Source organism: Thalassotalea agarivorans (assembly GCF_030295955.1).
GTDB classification, from domain to species: Bacteria; Pseudomonadota; Gammaproteobacteria; order Enterobacterales; family Alteromonadaceae; genus Thalassotalea_D; species Thalassotalea_D agarivorans.
This window is the reverse complement of record NZ_AP027363.1, coordinates 1,084,848-1,110,025: the sequence shown is the minus strand read 5'-3', so window position 1 is coordinate 1,110,025 and position 25,178 is coordinate 1,084,848. Positions and strand designations below refer to the sequence as shown.

Genomic DNA, 25,178 nt, shown 5'->3' with positions numbered 1-25,178 from the left:
TTTTTGTTTTGTCTTTATGATTACAGCACGTTAGTCGATTCAATCACTTCTTTGCGTGTAATATCAGCGTCTACTCTTAACGCTTTAACGTATGCCGCATAAGCTGCAGTCGCTAACATTTGTGTCTGCTGTTGAGCTAAGTTTGGATTAACACTCGCTTCGCCAGCAGTTACCGCTTCTACTTCTACCAGCGCAATATTACCGTTAGACATCGTCACTGTGCTTGCAGAAACAACACCTTCAGCTGGATGAGGCAAAGTAAATGCTTCTCTGCGCACTGCGCCATCGATATCAGCGCCAAAGCGCGCTACATCAACTTTAGATTCAAACGAAGAGTTTAATGCTGTTAATTGCTCGTTTACGTCTTCACCCGCTTTAAATGAAGCAAGTAGCGCTGCCGCTTGTACATCTGCCGCTGTTGTTGCTTTTTCTGCGATAAGCTGTGTTTTAATATCTTCACTTACTTCAGAAAGTGGCTTAACTGTCGCCGCTTGATATTCATTAACGCGAACGAAAACAACTTCTTCTTCGCTGACTTCAATAACGTCAGAGTTTACTTGGTCATTGATTAATACGTCATCAAACGCAACTTCAATAATTTGCGCGTTATCAAATGGCGCATCATTGCCAAAACGTGATAACCACTCTGATGTTTGTACTTCAACGCCAACTGCATTTGCTGCATCTTCTAAGCTGTCTGGTACTTCAAACGCTAGCTGAGCTGCTTCTTGTTGCTTCTCAAAAAAGATGCCTTGCGCTTTGTCGTTAGCTAGCATTTCTTTGATGTCTGGTGACACCGACGCTAACTCTTCTACTTGCGCATCTGTTAATTCAGTTAGCTTGACAATGTGGAAACCAAACGATGTTTCAACAACTTCAGTTACATCACCAACATTTTCTAGTGCAAAAGCAGCCACTTCAAATGACTCTTCCATTACACCTTTTTCTAGGTATTCTAAATCACCGCCATTTTCACCACTGAACATATCGTCAGATTCAGTTTTTGCTAGTTCAGCAAAATCTTCACCGGCTTGAATGCGAGCTAAGATTGCTTCAGCTTTAGCTTTTGCAGCATCAGCATCTTCACCTGATTCGATCAGGATATGTGATACACGGCGTTGCTCAGGTGTCGAATAAGCTTCAATATTTTCTTCATAGTAAGCAGAGATTTCTTCGTCACTTACTACAACATCTTGAGCATAGTCATTTACGCTTAATACAACGTAATCAACTTTTACTTGTTCTTGATTTTGGAATCTATCTTGATTGTCTTGGTAGAATGCTGACACTTCTTCGTCTGTCACTTCTACTTGCGCCTTAAATTGCTCTGCATCAATTACTGCATAACGGATATTACGTTTTTGATTTTGCAACGCTGACGTTAATTCTTGGCGATAAGGTAAATCAAACTCTGTTGATAAAAGAGATTGCGTTAACTGACGACGCGTCATTTCTACACGCAGATAATCACGAAAATCTGATGATTGGAAAAAACCTGCTTGTTGAATTAGCGCTAAGTAACGGTCGTTGTCAAAACTGCCATCAACTTGAAACTCCGGCATTTCACGAATCGCTTGTTTTAGCTTTTCGTCTGACACGCGAATAGCTAAGTCATTGCTGTTTTGATCAATAAGCGCTTCGTTGATTAAGTTGTCTAACACGTTGTTACGAAGGTTTGCCATGTAGTTTGCGTCTGACGACAAAGTGTCGAACATTTCACCAAACTGTTGTTGCATACGATTACGTTGTGCTTGGAATGCACGGTCGAATTCTGACTGCGTGATTTTAACACCGTTAACGGTTGCAACTGATGTGTCTACTTGTGAGGTATAACTTCCTACACCCGCTACCGCGAACGTTAAAATAACTAAACCTAAAATGGATTTAGCTACTACGCCTTGCGAGTTTTCTCTAATACTTTCTAACATTTTATTCTCTTACTGCACAATTGTGACAATTTTCCTTGCGCGATTCTAGCAGATGCTAGGCCTAGCTAAAAGGTGAGATTGCAAATAAATTGTATGTTTTTTTAAACCAAAAAATAATCACAATCGGTTTTCTTATAAACCGTGAGACACATTATTTTTAAAGGGACAGAAACAAAAAGGCCACCTTGCGGCGGCCTTTTAAAGAAATCATATAACTGTGATTAGTTACAAGCGTCTTTTAAAGCTTTACCAGCTTTGAAAGATGGTACTTTAGCTGCTGCGATTTCGATAGTCGCACCAGTTTGAGGGTTACGGCCAGTGCGTGCAGCACGGTCACGTACAGAGAATGTACCAAAACCAACTAGAGCAACTTGCTCACCACTTTTTAACTCATCAGTCACAGCATCAATAAAAGAATCTAATGCACGACCTGCTGCAGCTTTAGAAATGTCTGCGCCCGCAGCGATTTTCTCGATTAATTGAGACTTATTCACAGTGTCTTCCCCTTCATTTGTTATTATTCGGTGTTATCATTTGTTAAGCGTCCTGCGAAACTACCATTAGCTTCTTTCGAACATCAAACACCAAGTTTTCCTAAAAAGATACCTCAGATAACTACTATCTATACTACAGAGGCTATGTATTCATTGCCCTCTAGCGGATATCAGCGTATTTAACTTACCATAGTTTTCGCGTTTGAAAAGCACTAATTTCACTTTTTTGCGATTTTTTTTAGTTTTTTTTAAAAAAAATCGCTTTTCCAGACAAAATTAGTTCATTTTTTGTTCGATTTTAATTTTCTCAACCGGATGCTCAAGCGCAATTTCTAGTACTTCATCTATCCATTTAACAGGGTGTATAGCAAGATCTGCCTTCACATTGTCAGGAATTTCAGCTAAATCTTTCTCATTGTCTTTCGGAATAACGACCGTTTTAATGCCGCCTCGATGCGCTGCCAATAGCTTCTCTTTTAAACCACCAATGGCTAATACTTCGCCACGCAGGGTGATTTCACCTGTCATCGCTACATCGGCTTTAACCGGGTTGCCGGTCAAACTCGACACGAGTGCGGTACACATGCCGATACCAGCACTTGGGCCATCTTTTGGCGTAGCACCTTCCGGTACGTGCACGTGAATATCGCGCTTCTCATAAAAATCTTCATTAATGCGCAGCTTGTCGGTGCGGCTACGCACTACTGTCATTGCCGCTTGAATAGATTCTTGCATCACGTCACCGAGCGAACCGGTAAACGATAATTTACCTTTTCCTGGTACTGACGCTGTTTCTATCGTTAACAACTCTCCACCAACCGATGTCCAAGCTAAGCCTGTTACTAGTCCTACACGATTTTGATCATCAGCCTTGCCGTAATCAAATCGTTTAACGCCTAGAAAATCGGTTAGGTTGTCGTCATTTATCACAACTTTTTTCAATGACTTGTCGAGTAAAATGGCTTTAACCGCTTTGCGGCACAGTTTCGAAATTTCACGTTCTAGATTACGCACACCCGCTTCACGCGTGTAGTAACGAATAATGCCGATAATTGCACTATCATCTAGATCAACTTCTGATGCTTTTAATCCATTACGTTCCATCTGCTTAGTCACCAAATGGCGCTTAGCGATATTAAGCTTCTCATCTTCGGTATAACCAGAAAGACGAATAACTTCCATACGATCGAGCAACGGACCTGGAATATTCATACTGTTTGATGTTGCGACAAACATGACATCTGACAAATCGTAGTCAACTTCCAAGTAATGGTCATTGAAACTTGAGTTTTGCTCAGGATCTAGCACCTCTAATAACGCAGAAGCTGGATCGCCGCGCATATCGGACGCCATCTTATCGATTTCATCAAGTAAAAATAGTGGATTCTTAACACCAACTTTAGACAGTTTTTGAATCAATTTACCTGGTAATGAGCCGATGTAAGTGCGGCGATGGCCGCGAATTTCAGCTTCATCACGCACGCCACCTAGCGCCATACGAATATACTTACGCCCTGTAGATTTAGCGATTGACTGACCTAGCGACGTTTTACCAACACCCGGTGGTCCTACTAAACATAAAATAGGTCCTTTTAGGTTATTCACGCGATGTTGTACCGCCAAGTACTCCAATATGCGCTCTTTAACTTCTTCTAGACCATAGTGATCTTTCTCTAGCACCTCTTCGGCAAGCTTAAGGTTTTTCTTCAACTTGCTGCGTTTTTTCCAAGGTACACTGGTCATCCAGTCGATATAGCTGCGCACAACTGTTGCTTCAGCTGACATCGGCGACATCATCTTAAGTTTTTGTAGTTCAGCTAAGGTTTTTTCCTTAGCTTCTTTTGGCATTTGTGCCTCTTCAATTTTCTGCGTAATTTGCTCAACTTCATCAGGCACATCATCCATTTCGCCTAATTCTTTTTGAATCGCTTTCATTTGCTCGTTGAGGTAGTACTCGCGTTGGCTTTTTTCCATTTGCTTCTTAACACGGGTACGAATTTTCTTTTCAACTTGAAGCAGATCAATTTCGCCTTCCATTAGCGCCATTAAAAACTCTAAACGCTCAGCGATATTGTTTATTTCGAGCACCTTTTGCTTATCAAGCAGTTTAAGTGGCATATGCGCTGCCATGGTATCTGCAAGTTGCTCTGGGTCATCGATACCCGACACCGAAGTAAGCACTTCTGGTGGGATCTTTTTATTTAATTTAACGTAGCCTTCAAATTGTGAAATCGCGCTTCGCACAAGTACTTCATTGTCTTCAATGCCGGTTTTATCTGCAGCAAGGAAATCTACCGATGCGGTGAAGTAATTTTCTGTTTCGATAAACTCTGCGATAGTGGCGCGGCGGCTACCTTCAACTAGCACCTTTACAGTACCGTCAGGTAGCTTCAACATTTGTAATACGGTGGCGATAGTACCGATGTCATATAAATCGTTGGCAACAGGATCGTCAATTGACGCATCTTTTTGGGCAACAAGAAAAACCTGTTTATCGGTTTCCATCGCTATATCTAAACACTTGATCGACTTTTCTCGGCCAACAAACAATGGAATAACCATTTGGGGATAAACGACAACGTCGCGTAGGGCTAAAACCGGAATTTCTGTGATACCAGATACTTGTTCAGACATTCAATTCGCTCTCAGATATGTGTAATAGTAAGCAAAACGCGCTTATGGCATGCTTTGATCACAACATTTTATGGGTGTTAAAAAAGTATATGGGGATAACAGTCTTGCTTTCAATATCAGAATAAAAAAAAGAGCCTTTTAGGCTCTTTTTTGTTCATTCTTTAACCAAATCTAGCATTATGCATCAGATGCGGCTTGATCTTTTGGTGATTCGTAAATCACGATTGGCTTAGATTCACCTTTGATTACGGTTTCGTCGATAACAACTTTCGCTACGTTTTCCATCGACGGAAGCTCATACATAGTGTCTAGTAGAACAGCTTCAACAATTGAACGCAGTCCACGAGCACCTGTTTTTCTATCCATCGCTTTTTGGGCAATAGCAACAAGCGCGTCTTCTCTAAACTCTAGTTCAACATCTTCCATATCGAAGAGCGCAGAAAACTGCTTAGTTAACGCATTCTTAGGTTCTTGAAGTATTTGAATCAGTGCATCAGCATCGAGTTCGCCCAAGGTTGCAACCACAGGTAGACGACCAATAAATTCAGGAATAAGGCCATACTTAACCAAATCTTCCGGTTCTACCTCTTGGAAGCGTTCAGTGAGTGACTTACCACTGTCGCTGCTGCGAACTTCTGCACCAAAACCGATACCAGTACCGGTTAAACCGCGCTGTTCGATGACTTTGTCTAAGCCGGCAAATGCACCGCCACAAATAAATAGTATTTTAGACGTATCAACTTGCAAGAATTCTTGCTGCGGGTGCTTGCGTCCACCTTGAGGTGGTACTGAAGCAACCGTACCTTCAATCAGTTTCAACAAGGCTTGCTGAACACCTTCACCCGATACATCACGCGTAATTGATGGGTTGTCAGACTTACGAGATATCTTGTCGATTTCGTCAACGTATACAATACCGCGCTGCGCTTTTTCAACGTCGTAATCACATTTTTGCAGTAGTTTTTGAATAATGTTTTCAACATCTTCACCGACATAACCTGCTTCTGTTAACGTAGTAGCATCTGCCATAGTAAAAGGCACATCAAGCATACGTGCTAACGTTTCAGCTAGTAATGTTTTACCACTACCTGTAGGGCCAATAAGCAGAATATTACTCTTACCTAGTTCGACACCATTGTGAGAATCGCCTTTTCTTAGACGTTTGTAGTGATTATATACCGCTACAGACAACACCTTCTTCGCATAATCTTGACCGATTACGTAGTCGTCTAAGTTTTCTCTAATTTCAATAGGTGTTGGCAGGCTATCAGAATCCTGCTTTGGAGAAATCTCTTTTATTTCTTCCCGTATAATATCGTTACATAAGTCAACACACTCATCACAAATGAACACTGAAGGTCCTGCAATAAGTTTTCTTACTTCGTGTTGGCTTTTACCGCAAAAAGAGCAGTAAAGTAACTTGCCATTTTCACCGTCACCTTTTTTAATATCGGTCATACGGTACCTCTAATTGTTGTAATCTAGCTATAGTTAAGTATTTCACAATTCTCAAAGATAACAATAGTAAACTGTTACCCCTTTGTTAGATTCGCTTAACCGTCATTCCTTTGTTCTAAAATGGCATCAACTAAGCCATATTCAACAGCGTCTTCAGCAGTAAGGAAGTTGTCACGATCAGTATCTTGAGCAACCTGTTCATAGGGTTTGCCAGTATGATCAGCCATTAAACGATTCATCTTCTCTTTAATAGACAGAATTTCTTTCGCATGAATTTCAAAGTCTGACGCTTGACCTTGGAAGCCACCTAACGGTTGATGAATCATCACACGTGCATTAGGCAAACAATAACGCTTACCTTTCTCTCCACCTGACAATAAGAAAGCACCCATGCTCGCAGCTTGCCCGATACAAACAGTACTGACATTTGGACGAATAAATTTCATCGTGTCATAAATTGCCATACCGGCTGTTACCGAACCACCAGGAGAATTAATGTAAAGGTAGATGTCTTTTTCAGGGTTTTCTGATTCCAAAAACAACAACTGCGCAACGATTAAGTTGGCCATATGGTCTTCGACTTGACCACATAGAAAGATAACACGCTCTTTTAGTAGGCGTGAGTATATATCGTACGAACGTTCGCCTTTAGCTGTTTGCTCAACAACCATAGGTACAAGTGCACTTTCAGTTACGCTGGTTATATCCAAGTTTTTTTGTGATGTAATCAAAAGGTGTATCCTTAACTAGTGTCTGTTGGCCGAAATGTAAAATGGCTCATATGTTTCCATAAGAGCCATTTAATCTATTGCTAAAGCTATTGTCAATCGAAAGCTATAAAGGTTTACAACATTCGAACAATATATGAACCACTGCAGTAGCTATCCGCATTAGATTTTGTTTTTCGCCCTAAAATAAAAAACGGCAATGGTTGTTTTAACCATTGCCGTTTCAAATCTGTTCATTTACGCAATACCTAATGTAAGGTATCGAGTAGACGCAACCCGATATTATTTACCTTCAGGGTTCATGATGTCTTTGAAGCTTGCCTTCTTAGACTTCACTTTTGCGCCTTCAAGTAAGAAGTCTACCGCTTGCTCTTCTAACGCAACGTTTTGCATTTGTTGCTTAAGCTCAGGGTTTGAGTTGTAGTACTCAATAACTTCTGTTGGGTCTTCGTATGCTGATGCTGCTGAAGCAATTAGCTCTTCAACTTTCGCATCATCAACTTTCAACTCGTTCACTTTGATTACTTCACCTAGAAGTAAGCCAATTTTAACGCGACGCTCTGCTTGTTCAGTGAACATTTCTGCAGGAAGCTCTGGCAAGTTTTTAGGGTCCATTTGACCGCCAAAACGTTGTAAAGCCTGTTGACGTAATACGTCAACTTCTTGTGCAACTAATGCTGAAGGTAAATCAACATCGTTAGTTTCTAGTAAACCATTGATCACTTGCTCTTTAACTTTTGCTTTAACAGCATTCGTTAATTCACGTGTCATGTTGTTAGTTACTTCTTCACGAAGTGCTTCAATACCACCTTCTTCGATACCGAATAGTTTAGCAAAATCTTCGTCAACGTCTGGTAATACAGGACCTTCAGTCTTGTTTACTTTAATGTCGAACTCTGCGTCTTTACCTTTTAGGTTTTCTGCGTGGTAGTCTTCAGGGAAAGTAACAGTGATTGTTTTCTCTTCACCTACTTTCATGCCTGTGATTTCTTTTTCAAAACCAGGGATCATGCGACCAGAACCAAGTTCTAATTCAAAGTTTTCAGCTTTACCGCCTTCAAACTCTTCACCGTCAACACGACCTAAGAAATCGATAGTTAACTTGTCGCCTTTCTTAGTCTTACGCTTGTTTTCTTTCCAAGTACCGTGTTGCTTTTGAAGCGTAACAAACATCTCATCGATGTCTTTTTCTGTTACTTCTACGTTAGGCTGTTCAACTTTGATTTTATCTAAGTCTTTAAGCGCAACTTCTGGGTATACTTCAAATGTCGCTTCGAATGTTAATTCTGCAGCACCTGCTTCGCTCTTCTCAGCGAACTGTGGACGACCCGCTGGGTTCAACTTCTCTTGCATAATCGCTTCAACGAAGTTGCGTTGCATTAAGTCACCAGACACTTCTTGACGAACTGCGTTACCGTAACGCTTTTCGATTACTGATGGTGGCACTTTACCCGGGCGGAAACCATTGATACGTTGTGTCTTTGCTAATTGACGAAGACGGTTTTTAACTTCAACATTTACCGCGTCAGCTGGAACTGTAATCGTTAAACGACGCTCCAAACCTTGTGTAGTCTCTACAGAAACTTGCATGTATATACCTCAAATTTCGCGTTTTATTTTACGCTTTCAATAACCATCTGTTTATAGAGCCGCTACTAAAGCTTGCTCAAGCCCTTATGACACCTGCCGAAGAGCCGGGTAAACCCACATAAAAGATGTTCAGATTAAATTTTGTGACGCGGAATTATAGTACCGTCAAATACAAAAATCTATGGTTTTTATCAAGTAAAATAAAAACCCATGGAAATACAGGTAAATAGCGAGGAATTAAAGCGTATGTAACCGTTCATATTAAGCAATATTCAGCATACATCGCTATATGTTTGTAGTTAATTGCTAGGAGGTAGTTCTCGTCCAAACAAGAAAAGTATTAATCCACAACAGATAGAACCAATTATAAGAAATATGAATGTATTATCTGAATTAGCTATCCAAGTGTTTGTCATTGAGTTTAACCACGCTATTCCCAAGATAGAAAAGGAAATATATGTGATTAAAAATATACCAGCCAATAAATACTCTAGAAATAATTTTCCCTTTGTTTTGGAACGTAAAATCGAATGACACTTCGCCAAAAAAGAACAAACAACAAGGTAAATTACTAATCCAAGGGTAAATTCTAAAATAGTTTTTTCCTCTCAATTCAACGATATCGACAGAATTCTGTAGAACGACTAAAGCAGCATACAGCAGATAGCTTTAAAGTAAATAAGTGTTGAAAAAGACGTTGAGGAACGAAATTTGAAAGTGGTCGGTGATGCAGGATTTGAACCTGCGACCCCTTGGACCCAAACCAAGTGCGCTACCAAGCTGCGCTAATCACCGACTATAAAGAAAAGTGGGGTGGCATATGGGACTTGAACCCACGACAACCGGAATCACAATCCGGGGCTCTACCAACTGAGCTAATGCCACCACTGTATGGCACGCCCTGCAGGATTTGAACCTGCGACCCACGGCTTAGAAGGCCGTTGCTCTATCCAGCTGAGCTAAGGGCGCATGACCTACAGACACGTTTTCGTATCATGCACACTCTCTCGAAGAGAAAGTGGTCGGTGATGTAGGATTTGAACCTACGACCCCTTGGACCCAAACCAAGTGCGCTACCAAGCTGCGCTAATCACCGACTGATATGCGTTAAAAGCATGTCGCTTTCAACGGGTGCGGATATTACCGAGTTGCTTTGAACTCGTCAAACATTTTTTGTAAAAAATTCACTGTTCGAACACTTTTAAATCAATTAGCCAATTTATTACGCAACTTTTTCTATCCACTCATTAAAAGTAGCCTAATTCAGCTCGTTTTGGCGGATAAAGTAATCCCTCTTTAAAAGCATAATGTATACAATGCGATTGCTGCTCAATTGACAACAAATAAGCTATACATTTTTAGTCTATTTGTGCGAAAATAGCGCCGCATAAATAACCGCTAACCTGTAGTAATTAGATAACCGACATGTCTGCAACACTTATTGACGGCAAGGATATTGCCAAACAACTTAGAACTTCTGTAAAACAACGCGTTGAGCAGCGCTTAGACAAAGGCTTAAGAGCGCCTGGTTTAGCTGTGATCCTTGTAGGCCAAGATCCTGCATCACAAGTCTACGTGGGCAGTAAGCGTAAGGCGTGTGAAGAAGTAGGTTTTGTTTCTAAATCATATGATCTGCCAGCACAAACAAGCGAAACAGAATTGCTTGACCTAATTACTCAACTTAATAATGACAGCGAAATCGACGGCATCTTGGTGCAACTACCTTTACCTGAGGGCTTAGACGCTAACTTAGTGATTGAACACATTGACCCAAAGAAAGACGTTGATGGATTTCATCCTGCAAACGTTGGCAAGCTCGCATTAAGACAACCTGGCCTGCGCCCATGTACACCAAAGGGCATCATGACTCTTATCGAGTCAACAGGTGTTAAAACTCATGGTTTAGACGCACTGGTTATTGGCGCATCGAATATTGTCGGTCGTCCAATGACACTCGAATTACTGCTAGCTGGATGTACGACGACGACAACGCATCGCTTCACTCAAGATTTAGAAACTAAAGTACGCAATGCCGATCTAGTCGTTGTTGCTGTAGGCAAACCAGGTTTTATCCCAGGCGATTGGATTAAACAAGGCGCTATTGTGATTGATGTTGGTATCAACCGTTTAGACAATGGCAAATTGGTAGGTGACGTCGAATTTGATGTAGCTAAAGATAAAGCAGCCTTCATAACGCCGGTCCCTGGTGGTGTTGGCCCGATGACAGTAGCTAGCCTTATTGAAAACACATTAATCGCATGTGAAGAGTTTAATGCATAGCAGAAATGTTATTTAGCTGCGTGCTTCGGGCGACGTGAAGTAGAAAAATGACGGCTCGATGTGTATCAGTATACAAAAATAAAAAAGGCGCTTTTAGCGCCTTTTTTGTTGTTGAAATTCTAATTATCTCGTTGAATTAGGCTTTTCGCCACGTGGTTTTACCGGCACTATCTTCTAACACAATATTCATCGCTTTTAACTTATCCCGTGCTTCGTCGGCTAGCGCCCAATTTTTATCAGCTCGTGCCTGATTGCGTTGCGCTATTAAGGCTTCAATTACGGCAACTTCATCTTCATCACCACCACCTTGTAAAAACGCTTCTGGTGATTGCTGTAAAATACCTAGCAAACCACCTAAAGTTTTCAACGTGCCAGCTAAGGTAATAGCGTCTTGTTGATTATCGCTTTGCTTCGCTACGTTAAGCTCTTTTGCCAATTCAAACAGCACTGCTAGTGCTTCTGGTGTATTGAAGTCGTCATCCATTGCCTGACAAAACTTCTCAGCTGCCGGATGTGTCTTGTCCAACACAAAATCTGCAGGCACGTCCACGTCGCGCAGCGCCGTATAGATACGCTCTACGCTTGCACGCGCTTGGTCTAAGTTGTCTGTCGAATAGTTTAATTGGCTTCTGTAGTGGCCCGACGTTAAAAAGAATCGAGTCGTTTCCGCGTCATATTTTTCAAGGACTTCACGTATGGTAAAAAAGTTACCTAGCGATTTAGACATCTTTTCTTGGTCGACTTGTACCATGCCTGTGTGAATCCAATAATTCACATAAGGGGTATCAAGTGCGCAACAGCTTTGCGCGATTTCATTTTCATGATGAGGGAACGACAAGTCGCTACCACCGCCATGAATATCAAAATGGGCACCAAGCTCTTTAGCATTCATTGCTGAACATTCAATATGCCAACCAGGGCGCCCTTCGCCCCACGGTGAAGACCAACTTGGTTCACCCGGTTTGGCCATTTTCCACAGCACAAAATCTAGCGGGTTACGTTTAGATTCGTCCACTTCAACACGTGAACCTGCTTGTAACTGTTCTAGATTCTGACCACTTAATTGCCCGTACTGTTCAAAGCTTGAAACATCAAACAATACATCACCACTGGTTGCCACATAAGCATTACCTTTTGCCACAAGTTGTTCAATCATATCGATAATTTCTTGCATGTGTGTGGTTACACGCGGTTCAATATCCGGGCGAAGTAAATTAAGCGCATCGAAATCTTTATACATTTCGTCGATATTACGATCTACTAAACCTAACCAGTCTTCGTTATTTTCGGCTGCGCGATTAATGATTTTATCTTCCACATCGGTGACATTACGCACGTAGTTAACATCCAATCCTGTAAATCGCATGTAGCGAACGATATTATCAAAACCAATGTAAGTGCGAGCATGGCCAATGTGACACAGGTCATACACTGTAACACCGCAAACATATAAACCGACCTTGCCAGGTACTAGTGGTTTAAAAGTCTCTTTTTGACGGGTTAAGGTATTGTAAATCTGAAGCATAAGCCTTTTTTAATCCTGTGTTTTATCTATGCCATTGGGCGGTTTAAAAAAATCGCGGCAATTGTACCCTATACCACTTTCAACTTCATTAGATTTATTCTCTCGCTCTGTTGATATACAATTGCGCTAATTCAACGATACAAGAGTATTCTCATGATTTTATTAAAAACAAACTTGGGCGAAATTAAAATTGCCTTGGACTTTGACAACGCGCCAGAAACCGCTAAAAACTTTCAACAATATGTAGAAGAAGGCTTCTACAATGGCGTTATTTTTCATCGCGTTATTAAAGGCTTCATGGCGCAAGGCGGTGGCATGGAATCAGGCATGGTAGAAAAGCAAACACGTGCGCCAATTAAAAATGAAGCGAATAACGGTTTAACCAATAAGCGTGGCACATTAGCGATGGCACGTACGCAAGACCCTCACTCTGCATCAGCGCAGTTTTTTATTAACCTAGTTGATAATGATTTCCTAAACTTCCAAAGTGAAACTATGCATGGTTGGGGCTACTGTGTATTTGGTGAGGTTGTTGAAGGTATGGACATCGTAGACAAAATGACCTTAGTAGAAACAGGTAATTACAGTTTCCACCAAGATGTACCTAAAGAAGAAATCGTAATTGAATCTGCAACGGTTGTAGCATAATTAATGACGTCAAAGCAGCCACTTACCTACTTTATTGCTGATTTGCACTTAGTGGAGAGCAGAACGGACATCACCGACTGCTTTCTCGCGTTTTTGCAGACAGAAGCAACGAAGGCGCAAACACTATACATACTAGGCGACTTGTTCGAGTACTGGATAGGTGACGACAACGATACCGCATTTAATCGCAAGATAGCGACAGCATTAAAAACATTATCGGATACCGGCACAGCCATATACTTTATTCAAGGTAATCGCGACTTTGCGATTGGCAAGGACTATTGTAAACAGGCTGGTATGACCTTACTCGACGATGTTGAATTAATCGACCTGTATGGTCAGCAGGCGGTGATATTGCATGGCGATACCTTGTGTACACGTGATGTTGAGTATCAAAAGTTTCGTAAAAAGTCTCGCACTTGGTGGTGGCAAGGCATCATGCGCGCGTTACCTTTATTCGTGCGTCGCAATATGGCTGAAAATTATCGCAAGAAAAGTGCCGCTGCAACGGCAATGAAAGCTCAAGAGATTATGGATGTAACACCGAGCGAAGTCATAGAAACGCTCGAAGCATATCATTGCCAACTCATGATTCATGGTCACACCCATAGGCCTTATCGCCATAAAATTGAAGCAAATGGACAGCCAGCGGAGCGCATTGTACTGGGTGATTGGTACGATCAAGGTGCTTGGTTAAAAGTAACCCCTGACAGTATGGAATTGCTGAACCAGCCTTTTAAAGGCTAGTAAAAGTAAAAAGTTAAAATACAAGTATAAAAAAAGAGTGACGAGTCACTCTTTTTTTATTTTGAAATGCCTAACTATTGCTTTCAAATTAGCTTGGTGCGGCGAGCTATGTGCTTCGAGTTATTCAGTTGAAGCCTCCTAGCCCACAGCTTGCAGCTCGTAGCCCGTAGCCCGTAGCCCGTAGCCCGTAGCCCGTAGCCCGTAGCCCGTAGCCCGTAGCCCGTAGCCCGTAGCCCGTAGCCCAAGTATTATCCTAACCCGCTTTAACCGACTCAACCCATTGGTCAACGCGCAATGTTAATACATCGAGTGATACCGCACCACCACCTAAAACAACATCGTGGAAGCCTTTAATATCAAACTTGTCGCCAAGCGCCTGTTTTGCATTCGCTCGAAGTTCTAATATTTTCAACATACCAATTTTGTATGCTGTTGCTTGGCCTGGCCAAACAATATAACGACGCACTTCTTGCTTAATTGCGCCAGCAGAAATAGGTGTGTTTTCAGTAAAGTAATCGATACCATCTTGTTCCGTCCAGCCTTTTGAGTGCAGACCAGTATCTACAACTAAACGAACAGCACGCCACATTTCATTAACTAAGCGACCGAAATCCGAATAAGGGTTTTTATACTGACCCATTTCTTTGGCTAAAAGCTCGGCATATAGTCCCCACCCTTCAGAATAAACGGTAAAGCCAAGTTGCGTTCTAAACTTAGGTACAGAGGTTAATTCCTGTGCAATCGAAATCTGCATATGGTGGCCTGGGTTACCTTCATGATAAGCGACACCCTCCATTTCATTTTTCGGCATCGCATTCATATCAAGTAAATGAGCATAATAGACACCCGGGCGCGTTCCGTCTGGGCTTCCTGGAAAATAATGCTGAGGTGCACCGGCAACCTCTCTAAACGATTCTACACGCTTAACCACGAGTGGCGCTTTCGGCAAAATGCCAAAGTAGTCTGGCAACTTTTGGTTAATCTCATCGAGAAAGGCTTCGGTATCTGTAATATACGCCTGACGGCCTTCATCTGTATTTGGGTAGAAGAACTGTTTGTCTGTTTTTACAAACTTAAAGAAGGCTTGTAAGTCACCTTCAAAACCTACCGAATCTTTAATAGCGATCATTTCTGCTTTGATTCGGGCAACTTCATCTAAACCTATTTGATGAATTTGATCAGCGGTTAATTCTGTTGTCGTGTTCGCTTTTAAACGGTAGTTATAATATTCAACACCACCTTTTTGTTTACCTACACCTGTTGCAATTTCATCGGTATTTTTAATATCTTCTTTGAACCAAGTGACAAGTTCACCATAGGCAGGTGCTATGTTCTCTAGTAAGGCGGTTCTATTTTGTTCAAGCAATGTATTAGCTTCTTCAGGCGTGATTTTTTCAGCTTTCACTAAAGCATCCACTTTAGCTTTTGCATCAGCACGAAGTGGAGATACGGTGTTACTCTTATCAAATGGTGCGCCTGTAATCACATTTAGCGATTGTTCTATAACACCTTCGTAAGCAAACTTAGGCGGACGAACACCTCCTGCCGCGTTATCTTTTGCAATAGCAAGTAAGTCATTAATTGCTTTTCCAATACCAGATAAACGAGCGTTGTAAGCAACCATATCCTCTTTGCTATCTACTTTGTGGAAATTGATCATAAAGCTTGGTAGAAAAGCTTGCGTACCATTCATCTGAGTAAACACATACTCATGGCTTCTATATTTTGAGGCTTCTAGGTCACGTTGATAAGTATACTTCCACAAATCATATGAAATCTTGCCATCGGCTGATAACTTGTCGTAGTCAAACGAAGCTTCCATTTCCTCAACCGACGCTTTGCGCCACGCCAAGTCTTTGTCTGCTTGCTGATAACTAAAGTCATTAAATTGATCGTATTTATCTTTGCGGCCCAAAAATGTCATCATCAATGGGCTACTTTGCAGCTGTTCTTCATATTTAACGTCGAACCATGCATTTAAACGGCTTGTTTCTGCTTGTATTTCAGCTTGATCTACGACAGCAGCAGGTTTACTGTCATTTGCTGACTGGCAAGCGACTAGCAATGAGGTTGCTAAGGCGGCAACTAGTAAAGATTTTTTCATGTTAAATCCTTGATTCGTTTTTATAAAAATAATTTTGACCTTAAAAAGCTAAGCACTTTTTAGGAAAAAGTAAAACAAATCAAGAAAACAGTGACAGATTATTGAGGTAAACCTGAGTGGAATTTAAAATCGCTGTCTGGCGAACTAATCAATTCGGCTTCTAATTTTCCGAAAAATTCTACACGTGGCGTAATATCCTCTGGCGATATTTGCTGTGCTAATGACAAGTAATCTTGATAATGACGAGCTTCGCTGCGCAATAACGAAACATAAAAGCTATTAAGTTCGTCGTCTAGATGCGGTGCTAATTTAGCAAAACGTTCACAAGAGCGCGCTTCAATGTAAGCACCAATGATCAGCTTATCGACAAGTGTGTATGGTTCATAGCTGGTGACCTTAGAAATCATTCCTTTAGCATATCTGCTTGGCGTAATGCTTTCATAGCTAATGCCCCGTTGATGCATAATTTCTAGCACTTGATAGAAATGATGTAATTCTTCTTTAATCAACAACACCATTTTATCGATCAGCTCTTGACCATACGCTGATGTCGATTTCGGCAGTATCTGTTTCGACAGTTTATTTTTGCTTGCTAGATCTTCGATACTGCCCTGCTTACGATAAATAAACGCTTCATATGGGGCAAGCCAAGCAAGCAATGCCTCGCCACTGTCTTTATCTACTGCATACTTACGAATCAAATACATCGCAGTTTGTGCCGCCTTAAGTTCACATATCATATGGTCAGTTAGCAACAGCTGAAGCTGCTCGGGCTGTTTCGCTTTTTCTATCCATTTTTCAGGCGTTTCACACAACAGAAAAGATTTAATCGGTGCAAGTAAGTCGTCGTACATATGAGATGCAAATATGCTAGTAAAAATCACGCCTATTTTAATCTGTCCAGCAAGTTGCAACAAGTATTGTTGCTCAGCAATCCTAGCAATTGCAGAGATTAAAAATGATTAACACAATTTTGTGCAAGTAAAAGAATCCTTTGACTCTGCTAGATCAGTGGCCGTAGCAAACTAAGGTTTGACTGCGGCCTTTTTCTTTTTTCGTTTAATCGAGTTTTTCGATTAGCGTGATTGGCTATTCCCATTTTTAAATGCTCACTTTGTTGTCTATAACTAACTTATCAAATGCCAACACCTTATCGAATGAGGAAAACCTATGACAACAGAAAACGCAGGCGGAAAGTGCCCTTTTATGCATGGCAGTGTGACCACAAAAGCCAAAACGGGCACCACCAACAATGATTGGTGGCCAAATCAACTTAATATCAAAATTCTCCATCAGAACGATACAAAATCTAAACCTGCGCACGTAACAACAGATTATGCTGCTGCATTTGCCTCACTAGATATTAAACAAGTAAAAGCCGATATCGAGCATGTACTAAAAGATTCAAAATCATGGTGGCCGGCAGATTATGGCCATTATGGTCCCTTTATGATTCGTATGGCATGGCATGCTGCAGGCACGTATAGAGCGTCAGATGGTCGTGGTGGCGCCAATACCGGCAGTCAGCGCTTTGCGCCGCTAAACAGTTGGCCAGATAATGGCAATTTAGACAAAGCCAGACGATTGCTTTGGCCTATCAAACAAAAATACGGTGACAACTTATCTTGGGCTGATTTATTAATTTTAACCGGCAATGTTGCAATAGAATCTATGGGTCTTAAAACATTTGGTTTTAGTGGTGGTCGTGAAGATGTGTGGGAGCCACAAGAAGACGTTTATTGGGGCGCAGAAACCGAGTGGCTAACAAGTAAACGTTACTCAGGAGAGCGAGATTTAGAAAACCCGCTAGCTGCGGTTGAAATGGGGCTGATTTATGTTAACCCAGAAGGGCCAGATGGAACGCCTGATCCAGTAGCCTCTGGACAAGATATACGCGATACCTTTGCTCGCATGGGTATGAACGATTACGAAACTGTTGCACTAACAGCAGGTGGGCATACCTTCGGTAAAGCACATGGCGCTGGCGACGCGGCCCATGTTGGTCCTGAACCTGAGGCAGCGCCAATGGAAGCAATGGGGCTAGGTTGGTTAAGTACTCACGCCAGCGGCAAGGGAAGCGATACCATCACCAGTGGCATAGAAGGTGCTTGGACCCCTACCCCAACGCAATGGGATAACAATTATTTCAATGTATTGTTTGGCTATAGATGGTGGTTAACTAAAAGCCCTGCGGGCGCTTATCAATGGGCGGCTGTCGATTTATCAGACGATGATCACGCACCTGATGCCGAAGATGCAAACAAAAAAGTTGGTTTGATGATGACAACGGCAGATATGGCAATGATTGAAGACCCTGCCTATCGCAAGGTTTCAGAGCATTTTCATCAAAACCCCGACGAGTTTGGTGATGCCTTTGCGCGCGCTTGGTTCAAACTTACTCACAGAGATATGGGGCCTAAGTCTCGTTATGTCGGTAGTGAAGTACCTTCTGAAGATTTGCTGTGGCAAGACCCTTTACCAGATGCAGGAAAGCCACTGTCAGATGCAGACATTGCGGCATTAAAACAGCTCATTTTAGACAGTGAAATAACTGCCAATGACGCTATTTTTACCGCATGGGCGAGCGCATCTACCTATAGAGGTTCAGATTATCGTGGCGGAGCAAATGGAGCGCGGATTCAGCTTGCGCCGCAAAACCAGTGGCAAGCCAATGATCCTGAGCGTATTGAACAAGTCATAAGTACACTAAAAACTATTCAACAAAACTCTGGTATTGAGGTGAGCTTAGCTGACTTAGTTGTACTAGCTGGAACTGCAGCGATAGAGTCAGCAGCATCTTCTGGTGGCTTTAATGTCGATGTTCCATTTACTTCAGGTCGAGTTGATGCCAGCCAAGAGCAAACTGATGAAGAGGGTTTTGCGGTGCTAGAACCTATCGCAGATGGCTTTAGAAACTTTGTAAAAAATGGCGTTAATGCACCTGCAGAAGAACTGCTGATTGATAAAGCGCAGTTGCTTGGTTTAACAGCGCCTGAGATGACAGCGCTCGTGGGTGGGTTGCGTGTGTTGAATGCTAACCATAGTGGCTCGCAACAAGGTGTCTTTACTAGCCAACCCGGTGTGTTAAGCACAGACTTTTTTACCAATGTGCTTGATATGAATATTAAGTGGGCACCTGTTGATGCCAGCGCTGCAAGTTTTGTTGGAACGGACCTGACTAGCGGCGCAGAAAAATGGACAGCTTCTCGAGTAGATCTTGTCTTTGGCGCAAATTCGCAGCTGCGTGGCATAGCCGAGTACTATGCAAGCGCCGGAAATGAGCAAGCTTTCGTTAATGATTTTGTTAACGCATGGGCTAAGGTCATGAATGCAGATAGGTTCGACCTATCTGCGTAGTATTATTGGAATGCTAACAAGCTGAAATCAAGCTTAACCCGATCAGTTAAGCTTGTATTGTCCCGTTATTAAGGCATTATCTAATTAAAACATGTCGGGCTGCCGACAGCAGGTCCAGGGGTATTGCGCGATACCCCTAGGACATACCCCCGCGTCACCTGGAGTTTTGTACTCAAAAAATTTTGGTCATTTGTTGTCGACGTAACGCCTCAAGAGCACGTCCTTGTGCTCCTCGCCTTGGCTTCATCCATGAAGCCTGTATACGTGAACAACTTCTAAATTTTCTGTAAAACTCAAAGGTGAGTTGGTGTTGAATTTGAGGCTCGCTATCTAATTACTGAATTGATAAATACGAATTTGAAGATTAAAGCTAGAATACAATTTGTCTGTCATCAGCTAAATGACCTATACATGAACTTAGACTGGCGTTTTTTATGCAACCTTAATTCGTACGACTTTCATCACCTCAATTGAAAAACCGGCGACCTGCTCTTCGTCTGGATAATAACTTAAGTTAACTCGCTGACCATTCAAAGATCGATACAATTGTTTACGTTTATACTTAAAAGGTACATCAACGTCCTCGATCATAACCGTATTCAAAAACCAATCATCCTCTTCACGTTGCACATGAGACACCACTTTTACATTATCCGTTTGAATTAAATTGGTGTGTTTCTTTAATAGTTTTTCTCGCTGAGTTGGCATAGCAATCTACTGTTAATATTGACGATAACAGTATAAGGAATAAATACTTTTTAGTCGCGCACTTGCTAAAAACAAAATAGAGAACACCCTTTAAAAACATCATTTATATTTATTTTGGTTATAACAATATTCAATTTGATTTTATTTTTGTATAAATACCAATCAGTTCTTGACTAATTTTCGATCAGACCTCATAAATAGGTTAACAGGATAAGAATAAAATAAACGACCTGTTAAAAATCTATAACTAAAGTCATTACGTATAAAGAAGTAATGAATCGGGGACAGCATGAGGAAGACGTTATGATCTTAGACCATATTTGGGGTTTATACGCTCACCCAAGACAAGAGTGGGAAACAATTGAAAAACGCCACGAGAGCATGATGTACAGCTTAGTACACATACTTGTTGTTGCATTAATTCCCGCTATCTGCAGTTATTTTGCTGCTGCTCATATTGGGTGGACAGTGGGCGCTGGAGACCCGATAAAATTAACAGAGCAAAGTGCATTAATGATGTCGGTAACAATGTACGCAGGTTCTGTGATGGGAGTGTTCGCGTTAGCTTATTTAATCAAATGGATGGGTGAAACATTTGATGCTGCGCCAGATATGAGCCAAGCATTAGAGCTTGCTGCTTATACAGCAACACCACTGTTAATGGTTGGTATAGCAACGCTATATCCTGTGTTATGGTTCGTCACATTAGCATTAATGTTGGCAATCGCATACTCAGTGTACCTGCTATATTCGGGTGTGCCGATTATGATGCGCATACCAAGCGAGAAAGGCTTTATCTACGCGAGTTCGGTTGTAACCGTTGGACTTGTTGTTTTGGTCGGCATGTTAGCGACAGCCGCTGTGCTTTACAGCATGGGCTTTGTCGGTGAATATGTGCACTAGACTATTAAGGCAATAAAAAAAGCGCTTTGAAAGCGCTTTTTTTGTGGGTGTCGTATAGCTGTTGCTATAGAGAAAAACCTAGCTCGCACCTTCATTATGCAAATCAAGGATAGAGTCAGCGTTTTTATCTGACGTCTCTTTCACTTCGTTATTACGCGCAGCATCAAGCTTTTCTAGGTAACCTTGATCTATATCGTTAGTTAAATATTCGCCGTCAAATACTGACGTTTCAAATTGCGTAATTTCTGGGTTGTGCATACCAACCGCTTTAATCAAATCATCTTTAGTTTGGAAAATAAGTTTGTCAGCACCAATTTGCTCACAAATATCTTCCACTTCACGACCATGAGCAATTAACTCGTTCGCACTTGGCATATCAATACCATAGACATTAGGGAAGCGAACTTCAGGCGCTGCAGAAGCAAAATAAACTTTCTTTGCACCTGCTGCACGAGCCATTTCAATAATTTGTTCTGACGTAGTACCACGCACAATAGAGTCATCTACTAGCAAAACGTTCTTGTCTTTAAATTCTGTACCAATTGCATTTAGCTTGCGTCGCACAGACTTCTTACGCATTTCTTGGCCAGGCATGATAAATGTACGACCAATATAACGGTTTTTAACAAAACCTTGTCGGTATGGTACTTCCAATTGCTGAGCTATACGCAGTGCAATATCGTTAGATGTTTCAGGGATAGGGATAACAACATCGATATCTAAATCATCCCATACTTGCGCAATGCGTTGACCAAGCTTTCTGCCCATTTCTACGCGTGACGCGTAAACAGACATTTTGTCGATGGTTGAGTCTGGGCGAGCAAAATAAACAAACTCAAAGATACAAGGACTGTAATTTGGTGCTTTAGCACATTGTTTGCTGTGTAATTGTCCGTCTTCCGAAAAATAAATCGCTTCACCCGGTGCTACATCGCGTACAAACTCAAAATCACAGGCATCAAGTGCTACTGATTCAGACGCAACCATATATTCAGTGCCTGTTTCAGTTTCACGCTTACCAAAAACCATTGGGCGGATACCGTTTGGATCACGAAATGCCAACATACCATGACCGATAATCAATGCTACTGTCGCATATGCACCTCTGACGCGCTCGTGAACATTAGCAACAGCGGTAAAAATTTCATCCGGAGTAAGTGAAATACCACCAGCTTCTTGTAGCTCGTGACCTAGTATATTAAGCAGTAATTCTGAGTCAGACGTGGTATTTACGTGACGGCGCGCTGTTTTGAATAACCAATCTTTTAACTCATCGGCATTTGTTAAATTACCATTGTGAGCAAGTGAAATACCAAACGGTGAATTCACATAAAAAGGTTGAGCTTCTGAAGAGCTTGAACTACCTGCAGTAGGATAGCGAATATGGCCAATACCGATATCGCCTTGTAGTCTATGCATATGGCGAGTATGAAAAACATCTTTCACTAGGCCATTAGCCTTGCGAAGTCTAAAGGTGTTATCAGAAATGGTAACAATACCTGCTGCATCTTGGCCTCTGTGCTGCAATACAGTTAGGGCGTCATAAATTGATTGCCCTACAGGTGATTTACCTACAATACCTACGATACCACACATTTGGTTTTACTCCGTCTTTAAAGATCAGTTAAGAAAGCTAGAGCTTTCTTTTAAATAGTCAAAAAACCACTCAATCACTAATTTAAACTCAGGAATTAATCGAGAATCTTGCCACCAATCTGCATCCGATGCAGGGGTGAAAGAGTCCATAAAAAATAAGATGGCACTAGCAACAAGTACACCACGAAGCGCACCAAAACATAAACCAAGTACTCTATCAGTACCTGACAATCCTGTTTTAGTAACGAGCTGTCCAATGACGTAGTTTGCGAGTGCGCCGACGATTAATGTCGAGATAAATAGAATGGCGATTGCAGCGGCGTTTCTGACAAGTTCGTCAGAAATATTTGTGAGCAGTGAGGCGAGATTTGGATAAAATGTACTGGCGACAAAAAACGCACTGATCCAAACTACCAAAGAAACAGCTTCTTTGACAAATCCTCTGACCAGGCTAATTAATGTTGATATGCCAATAATTGCGATAATGGCATAATCGATCCAAATCATAAACTAGTGTTCTCACCGATTAGTCGCGCGCATTCTACCAGAGGCAGAGCAATATGCCTAATTATTTGTCGGAGAAAATCGCGCGATTCGCCCTTTTAAAGAAAATTCTTTTTCCAATTTAGGTAACTGCTTTTCCAACTTACTCTGAATAAGCTCTGGACCAATAAAGACTTTTGTTAATTCGCCTGTTTTGGTTTTTACAGGGCGAGTAAAGGTGGTGTAGCCACTTGCTCGCAATTTTTTGACAAGCGCATTTACATTGTTTTTATCACGGAAGCTACCAAGTTGAATGACCCATGCTTGCTGCGCCACTGCTTTTTCAGGCAAGGAAGTCGTTGTTTGCTCCGGCTTTGTTTGCTTGGTTTTTGGTTGCTGTGCTACTGGCTCTATTTTGGTGTTAGCATCTTCCGGCACAACATTCGCAGGTGTATTTTCTTCAGTTTGATCTTCAACCGCTACCTCATCAACTACTTGCTCTTGAGGCAACGCATCGAGTTTTTCTTCAGGAAATGTTTTAATTTCACGTGTACTTTCAAACTGAGGCGCCTGAGGAATATTTTCAAAGTCAGCCTGATTTCGGTTCTTTTCACCGTCAAGCAAATCAGGCAATACAATAATTGCTACTGCGGCTACAATAATGGTCCCGACCAATCTATTTTGAAAAGGTGTAGACAAAACTTACTCCTGTAAAATTATTATTGTTATTCGTTTAGCAATAAATGACGCACTTCGGCAACGGTGAAAAATGAGCCAAAGATAAGTACTAAATCATGCTGTTGCGCACTTTCTAATGCCATTGTATAACCCTCAATGACATTGTCAAAGCAATTCACATGCTGATTGGCAGGCGCAAATCGAGACAGCATTTCTTTGGCTGTAGCCCCCCGTGGCACATCTAAGCTGCAAAAATACCAATGATCAACATATTGCTCTATTTCTGACAAAGTGGCGGATATTTCTTTGTCTTTAAGCATCCCAACAACCGCATGAATCTTTGCATAACCTTTACTTTTAACGTAACCCGCCAGATATCTAACGGCATGAGGGTTGTGCCCAACATCCAACATTACATCGCAATGACCGTGAAATATCTCTGTTCTTCCTGGCACGCGGGTTATATCAATCCACTGATTAATCTGCTGTTCGGAAAATTCAAAAGCTAATGCGCGCAATGCAGTGATTGCCGTTGCGACATTGTCACGCGGTATACAAGGTTGAGTTAAGTTTTTAACGACATAACCTTGTGCATGGTATTGCCACGTATTGCCGTCATCGAGGATATCAAACTGACTCCCCCGAACATTGTGTATAAGGCCTAATTCATCCAATTTAGTTAGCACTGATTGCGGCGCATTGGGGTCACCAACAACCGCTTTTTTATTTGCTTTAAAAATACCGGCTTTTTCAGCACCAATCAGTTCTCGCGTATTGCCCAAAAAAGCTTGATGGTCTAAATCTATCGACGTAATAACGCCAATATCCGCATCAATTAAGTTCGTGGCATCGAGTCGCCCACCCAAGCCAACTTCTAGTATGACAACATCAGGCTTCTCATCCATCAGCACCAAAAGCGCCGCTAGCGTTGTATATTCGTAATACGTCAGCGATATATCGCCGCGCGCCGTTTCTATCGCTTCAAAGGCACTAATCAAAGGGGTATCACTAACGTCTTGTTTATTAATCCTTAGACGTTCGTTGAAGTGGTGAATATGCGGTGAAGAATATACAGCTACGCGCTGCTTCATATCCAATAATGCGTTCTCTAGAAAGGCGCACGTGGTCCCTTTACCATTAGTACCTGCTACGGTAATAACTTTTGCGAACGACAAGTCGACCGCGAGTTTCTCTGCAACTTGTGTGATACGACCTAGACCAAGGTCAATTTCAGTGGGATGGATCTGCTCTAAATAAGAAAGCCACTGAGCTAATGATTGATTAACTAAGTGGCTTTTTTGATGTTTTTCGGTCATA

Annotated in this window: 19 protein-coding genes and 4 tRNA genes; 5 read left to right on the top strand and 18 right to left on the bottom strand. The window is 41.7% G+C overall.

Annotation, left to right across the window (positions count from 1 at the left end):
* Positions 1-20: 20 nt before the first annotated feature.
* The 10 genes from QUD85_RS05215 to QUD85_RS05170 all read right to left on the bottom strand — a co-directional run bounded on the left by QUD85_RS05215 (position 21) and on the right by QUD85_RS05170 (position 9,928).
* Positions 21-1,928, bottom strand: a complete 1,908-nt coding sequence (locus QUD85_RS05215; protein ID WP_093327473.1) for a SurA N-terminal domain-containing protein — start codon at positions 1,926-1,928, stop codon at positions 21-23.
* A gap of 221 nt (positions 1,929-2,149) precedes the next feature.
* Complete coding sequence (gene hupB, locus QUD85_RS05210) at positions 2,150-2,422, bottom strand: nucleoid-associated protein HU-beta (RefSeq protein ID WP_093327472.1); 273 nt, start codon at positions 2,420-2,422, stop codon at positions 2,150-2,152.
* Between the two features lie 276 nt (positions 2,423-2,698).
* Positions 2,699-5,056 (bottom strand): endopeptidase La, encoded by a 2,358-nt coding sequence (gene lon / locus QUD85_RS05205; protein ID WP_093327470.1) that lies wholly within the window; start codon positions 5,054-5,056, stop codon positions 2,699-2,701.
* 177 nt (positions 5,057-5,233) lie between these two features.
* Positions 5,234-6,514: an ATP-dependent protease ATP-binding subunit ClpX gene (gene clpX / locus QUD85_RS05200; protein ID WP_093327469.1), complete on the bottom strand. Its 1,281-nt coding sequence runs from the start codon at positions 6,512-6,514 to the stop codon at positions 5,234-5,236.
* Positions 6,515-6,609: 95 nt separating this feature from the next.
* The gene (gene clpP, locus QUD85_RS05195) at positions 6,610-7,224 is read right to left on the bottom strand and encodes an ATP-dependent Clp endopeptidase proteolytic subunit ClpP (RefSeq protein WP_281241740.1); all 615 of its coding nucleotides are present in this window, start codon (positions 7,222-7,224) and stop codon (positions 6,610-6,612) included.
* A 300-nt stretch (positions 7,225-7,524) separates the two neighbouring features.
* Complete coding sequence (gene tig, locus QUD85_RS05190) at positions 7,525-8,832, bottom strand: trigger factor (RefSeq protein WP_093327466.1); 1,308 nt, start codon at positions 8,830-8,832, stop codon at positions 7,525-7,527.
* 718 nt (positions 8,833-9,550) lie between these two features.
* Positions 9,551-9,627 (bottom strand) — tRNA-Pro (locus QUD85_RS05185).
* A 14-nt stretch (positions 9,628-9,641) separates the two neighbouring features.
* A tRNA-His gene (locus QUD85_RS05180) sits at positions 9,642-9,717 on the bottom strand.
* Between the two features lie 7 nt (positions 9,718-9,724).
* Positions 9,725-9,801: transfer RNA gene (locus QUD85_RS05175), tRNA-Arg, on the bottom strand.
* Positions 9,802-9,851: 50 nt separating this feature from the next.
* A tRNA-Pro gene (locus QUD85_RS05170) sits at positions 9,852-9,928 on the bottom strand.
* Positions 9,929-10,257: 329 nt separating this feature from the next.
* Between QUD85_RS05170 and folD the strand changes: the two genes are divergently transcribed.
* On the top strand, positions 10,258-11,112 hold the full coding sequence (folD, locus tag QUD85_RS05165) for a bifunctional methylenetetrahydrofolate dehydrogenase/methenyltetrahydrofolate cyclohydrolase FolD (protein WP_093327464.1): 855 nt from the start codon (positions 10,258-10,260) through the stop codon (positions 11,110-11,112).
* 136 nt (positions 11,113-11,248) lie between these two features.
* On the opposite strand, the gene cysS is transcribed toward folD, so the two are convergent.
* Entirely contained in the window at positions 11,249-12,637 is a 1,389-nt protein-coding gene (cysS, locus tag QUD85_RS05160) for a cysteine--tRNA ligase (RefSeq protein ID WP_093327462.1), read from the bottom strand.
* A 153-nt stretch (positions 12,638-12,790) separates the two neighbouring features.
* On the opposite strand from cysS, the gene QUD85_RS05155 reads away from it, so the two are divergent.
* Both QUD85_RS05155 and QUD85_RS05150 read left to right on the top strand, forming a co-directional pair.
* Complete coding sequence (locus QUD85_RS05155; RefSeq protein WP_093327461.1) at positions 12,791-13,285, top strand: peptidylprolyl isomerase; 495 nt, start codon at positions 12,791-12,793, stop codon at positions 13,283-13,285.
* A 3-nt stretch (positions 13,286-13,288) separates the two neighbouring features.
* Positions 13,289-14,032 carry a UDP-2,3-diacylglucosamine diphosphatase gene (locus QUD85_RS05150; RefSeq protein ID WP_093327459.1) on the top strand — a complete coding sequence of 248 codons (744 nt, stop codon included), beginning with the start codon at positions 13,289-13,291 and terminating at the stop codon, positions 14,030-14,032.
* A 253-nt stretch (positions 14,033-14,285) separates the two neighbouring features.
* Here the strand turns inward: QUD85_RS05150 and QUD85_RS05145 are convergent, their stop codons facing one another.
* Both QUD85_RS05145 and miaE read right to left on the bottom strand, forming a co-directional pair.
* A complete protein-coding gene (locus tag QUD85_RS05145; RefSeq protein ID WP_093327458.1) occupies positions 14,286-16,136 on the bottom strand; it encodes a DUF885 domain-containing protein in 1,851 nt (616 codons plus the stop codon).
* A 98-nt stretch (positions 16,137-16,234) separates the two neighbouring features.
* A complete protein-coding gene (gene miaE, locus QUD85_RS05140) occupies positions 16,235-16,990 on the bottom strand; it encodes a tRNA isopentenyl-2-thiomethyl-A-37 hydroxylase MiaE (protein WP_093327628.1) in 756 nt (251 codons plus the stop codon).
* A 316-nt stretch (positions 16,991-17,306) separates the two neighbouring features.
* Between miaE and katG the strand changes: the two genes are divergently transcribed.
* Positions 17,307-19,493, top strand: coding sequence for a catalase/peroxidase HPI (katG, locus tag QUD85_RS05135; protein ID WP_093327456.1), 2,187 nt, complete (start codon positions 17,307-17,309; stop codon positions 19,491-19,493).
* 432 nt (positions 19,494-19,925) lie between these two features.
* Here katG and QUD85_RS05130 read toward each other — a convergent pair whose 3' ends face one another.
* Positions 19,926-20,201, bottom strand: a complete 276-nt coding sequence (locus QUD85_RS05130; protein ID WP_093327454.1) for a hypothetical protein — start codon at positions 20,199-20,201, stop codon at positions 19,926-19,928.
* A 303-nt stretch (positions 20,202-20,504) separates the two neighbouring features.
* Here QUD85_RS05130 and QUD85_RS05125 point away from each other — a divergent pair, with 303 nt between their 5' ends.
* Positions 20,505-21,104: a Yip1 family protein gene (locus QUD85_RS05125; RefSeq protein WP_093327453.1), complete on the top strand. Its 600-nt coding sequence runs from the start codon at positions 20,505-20,507 to the stop codon at positions 21,102-21,104.
* A gap of 78 nt (positions 21,105-21,182) precedes the next feature.
* On the opposite strand, the gene purF is transcribed toward QUD85_RS05125, so the two are convergent.
* The 4 genes from purF to folC are packed head-to-tail and all read right to left on the bottom strand — an operon-like array spanning position 21,183 to position 25,177.
* A complete protein-coding gene (gene purF, locus QUD85_RS05120) occupies positions 21,183-22,700 on the bottom strand; it encodes an amidophosphoribosyltransferase (RefSeq protein ID WP_093327451.1) in 1,518 nt (505 codons plus the stop codon).
* 24 nt (positions 22,701-22,724) lie between these two features.
* A complete protein-coding gene (locus tag QUD85_RS05115) occupies positions 22,725-23,207 on the bottom strand; it encodes a CvpA family protein (protein ID WP_093327450.1) in 483 nt (160 codons plus the stop codon).
* A 57-nt stretch (positions 23,208-23,264) separates the two neighbouring features.
* On the bottom strand, positions 23,265-23,882 hold the full coding sequence (locus tag QUD85_RS05110) for an SPOR domain-containing protein (RefSeq protein ID WP_093327448.1): 618 nt from the start codon (positions 23,880-23,882) through the stop codon (positions 23,265-23,267).
* A 26-nt stretch (positions 23,883-23,908) separates the two neighbouring features.
* Positions 23,909-25,177 (bottom strand): bifunctional tetrahydrofolate synthase/dihydrofolate synthase, encoded by a 1,269-nt coding sequence (folC, locus tag QUD85_RS05105; protein ID WP_093327447.1) that lies wholly within the window; start codon positions 25,175-25,177, stop codon positions 23,909-23,911.
* Between the last annotated feature and the right edge of the window lies 1 nt (position 25,178).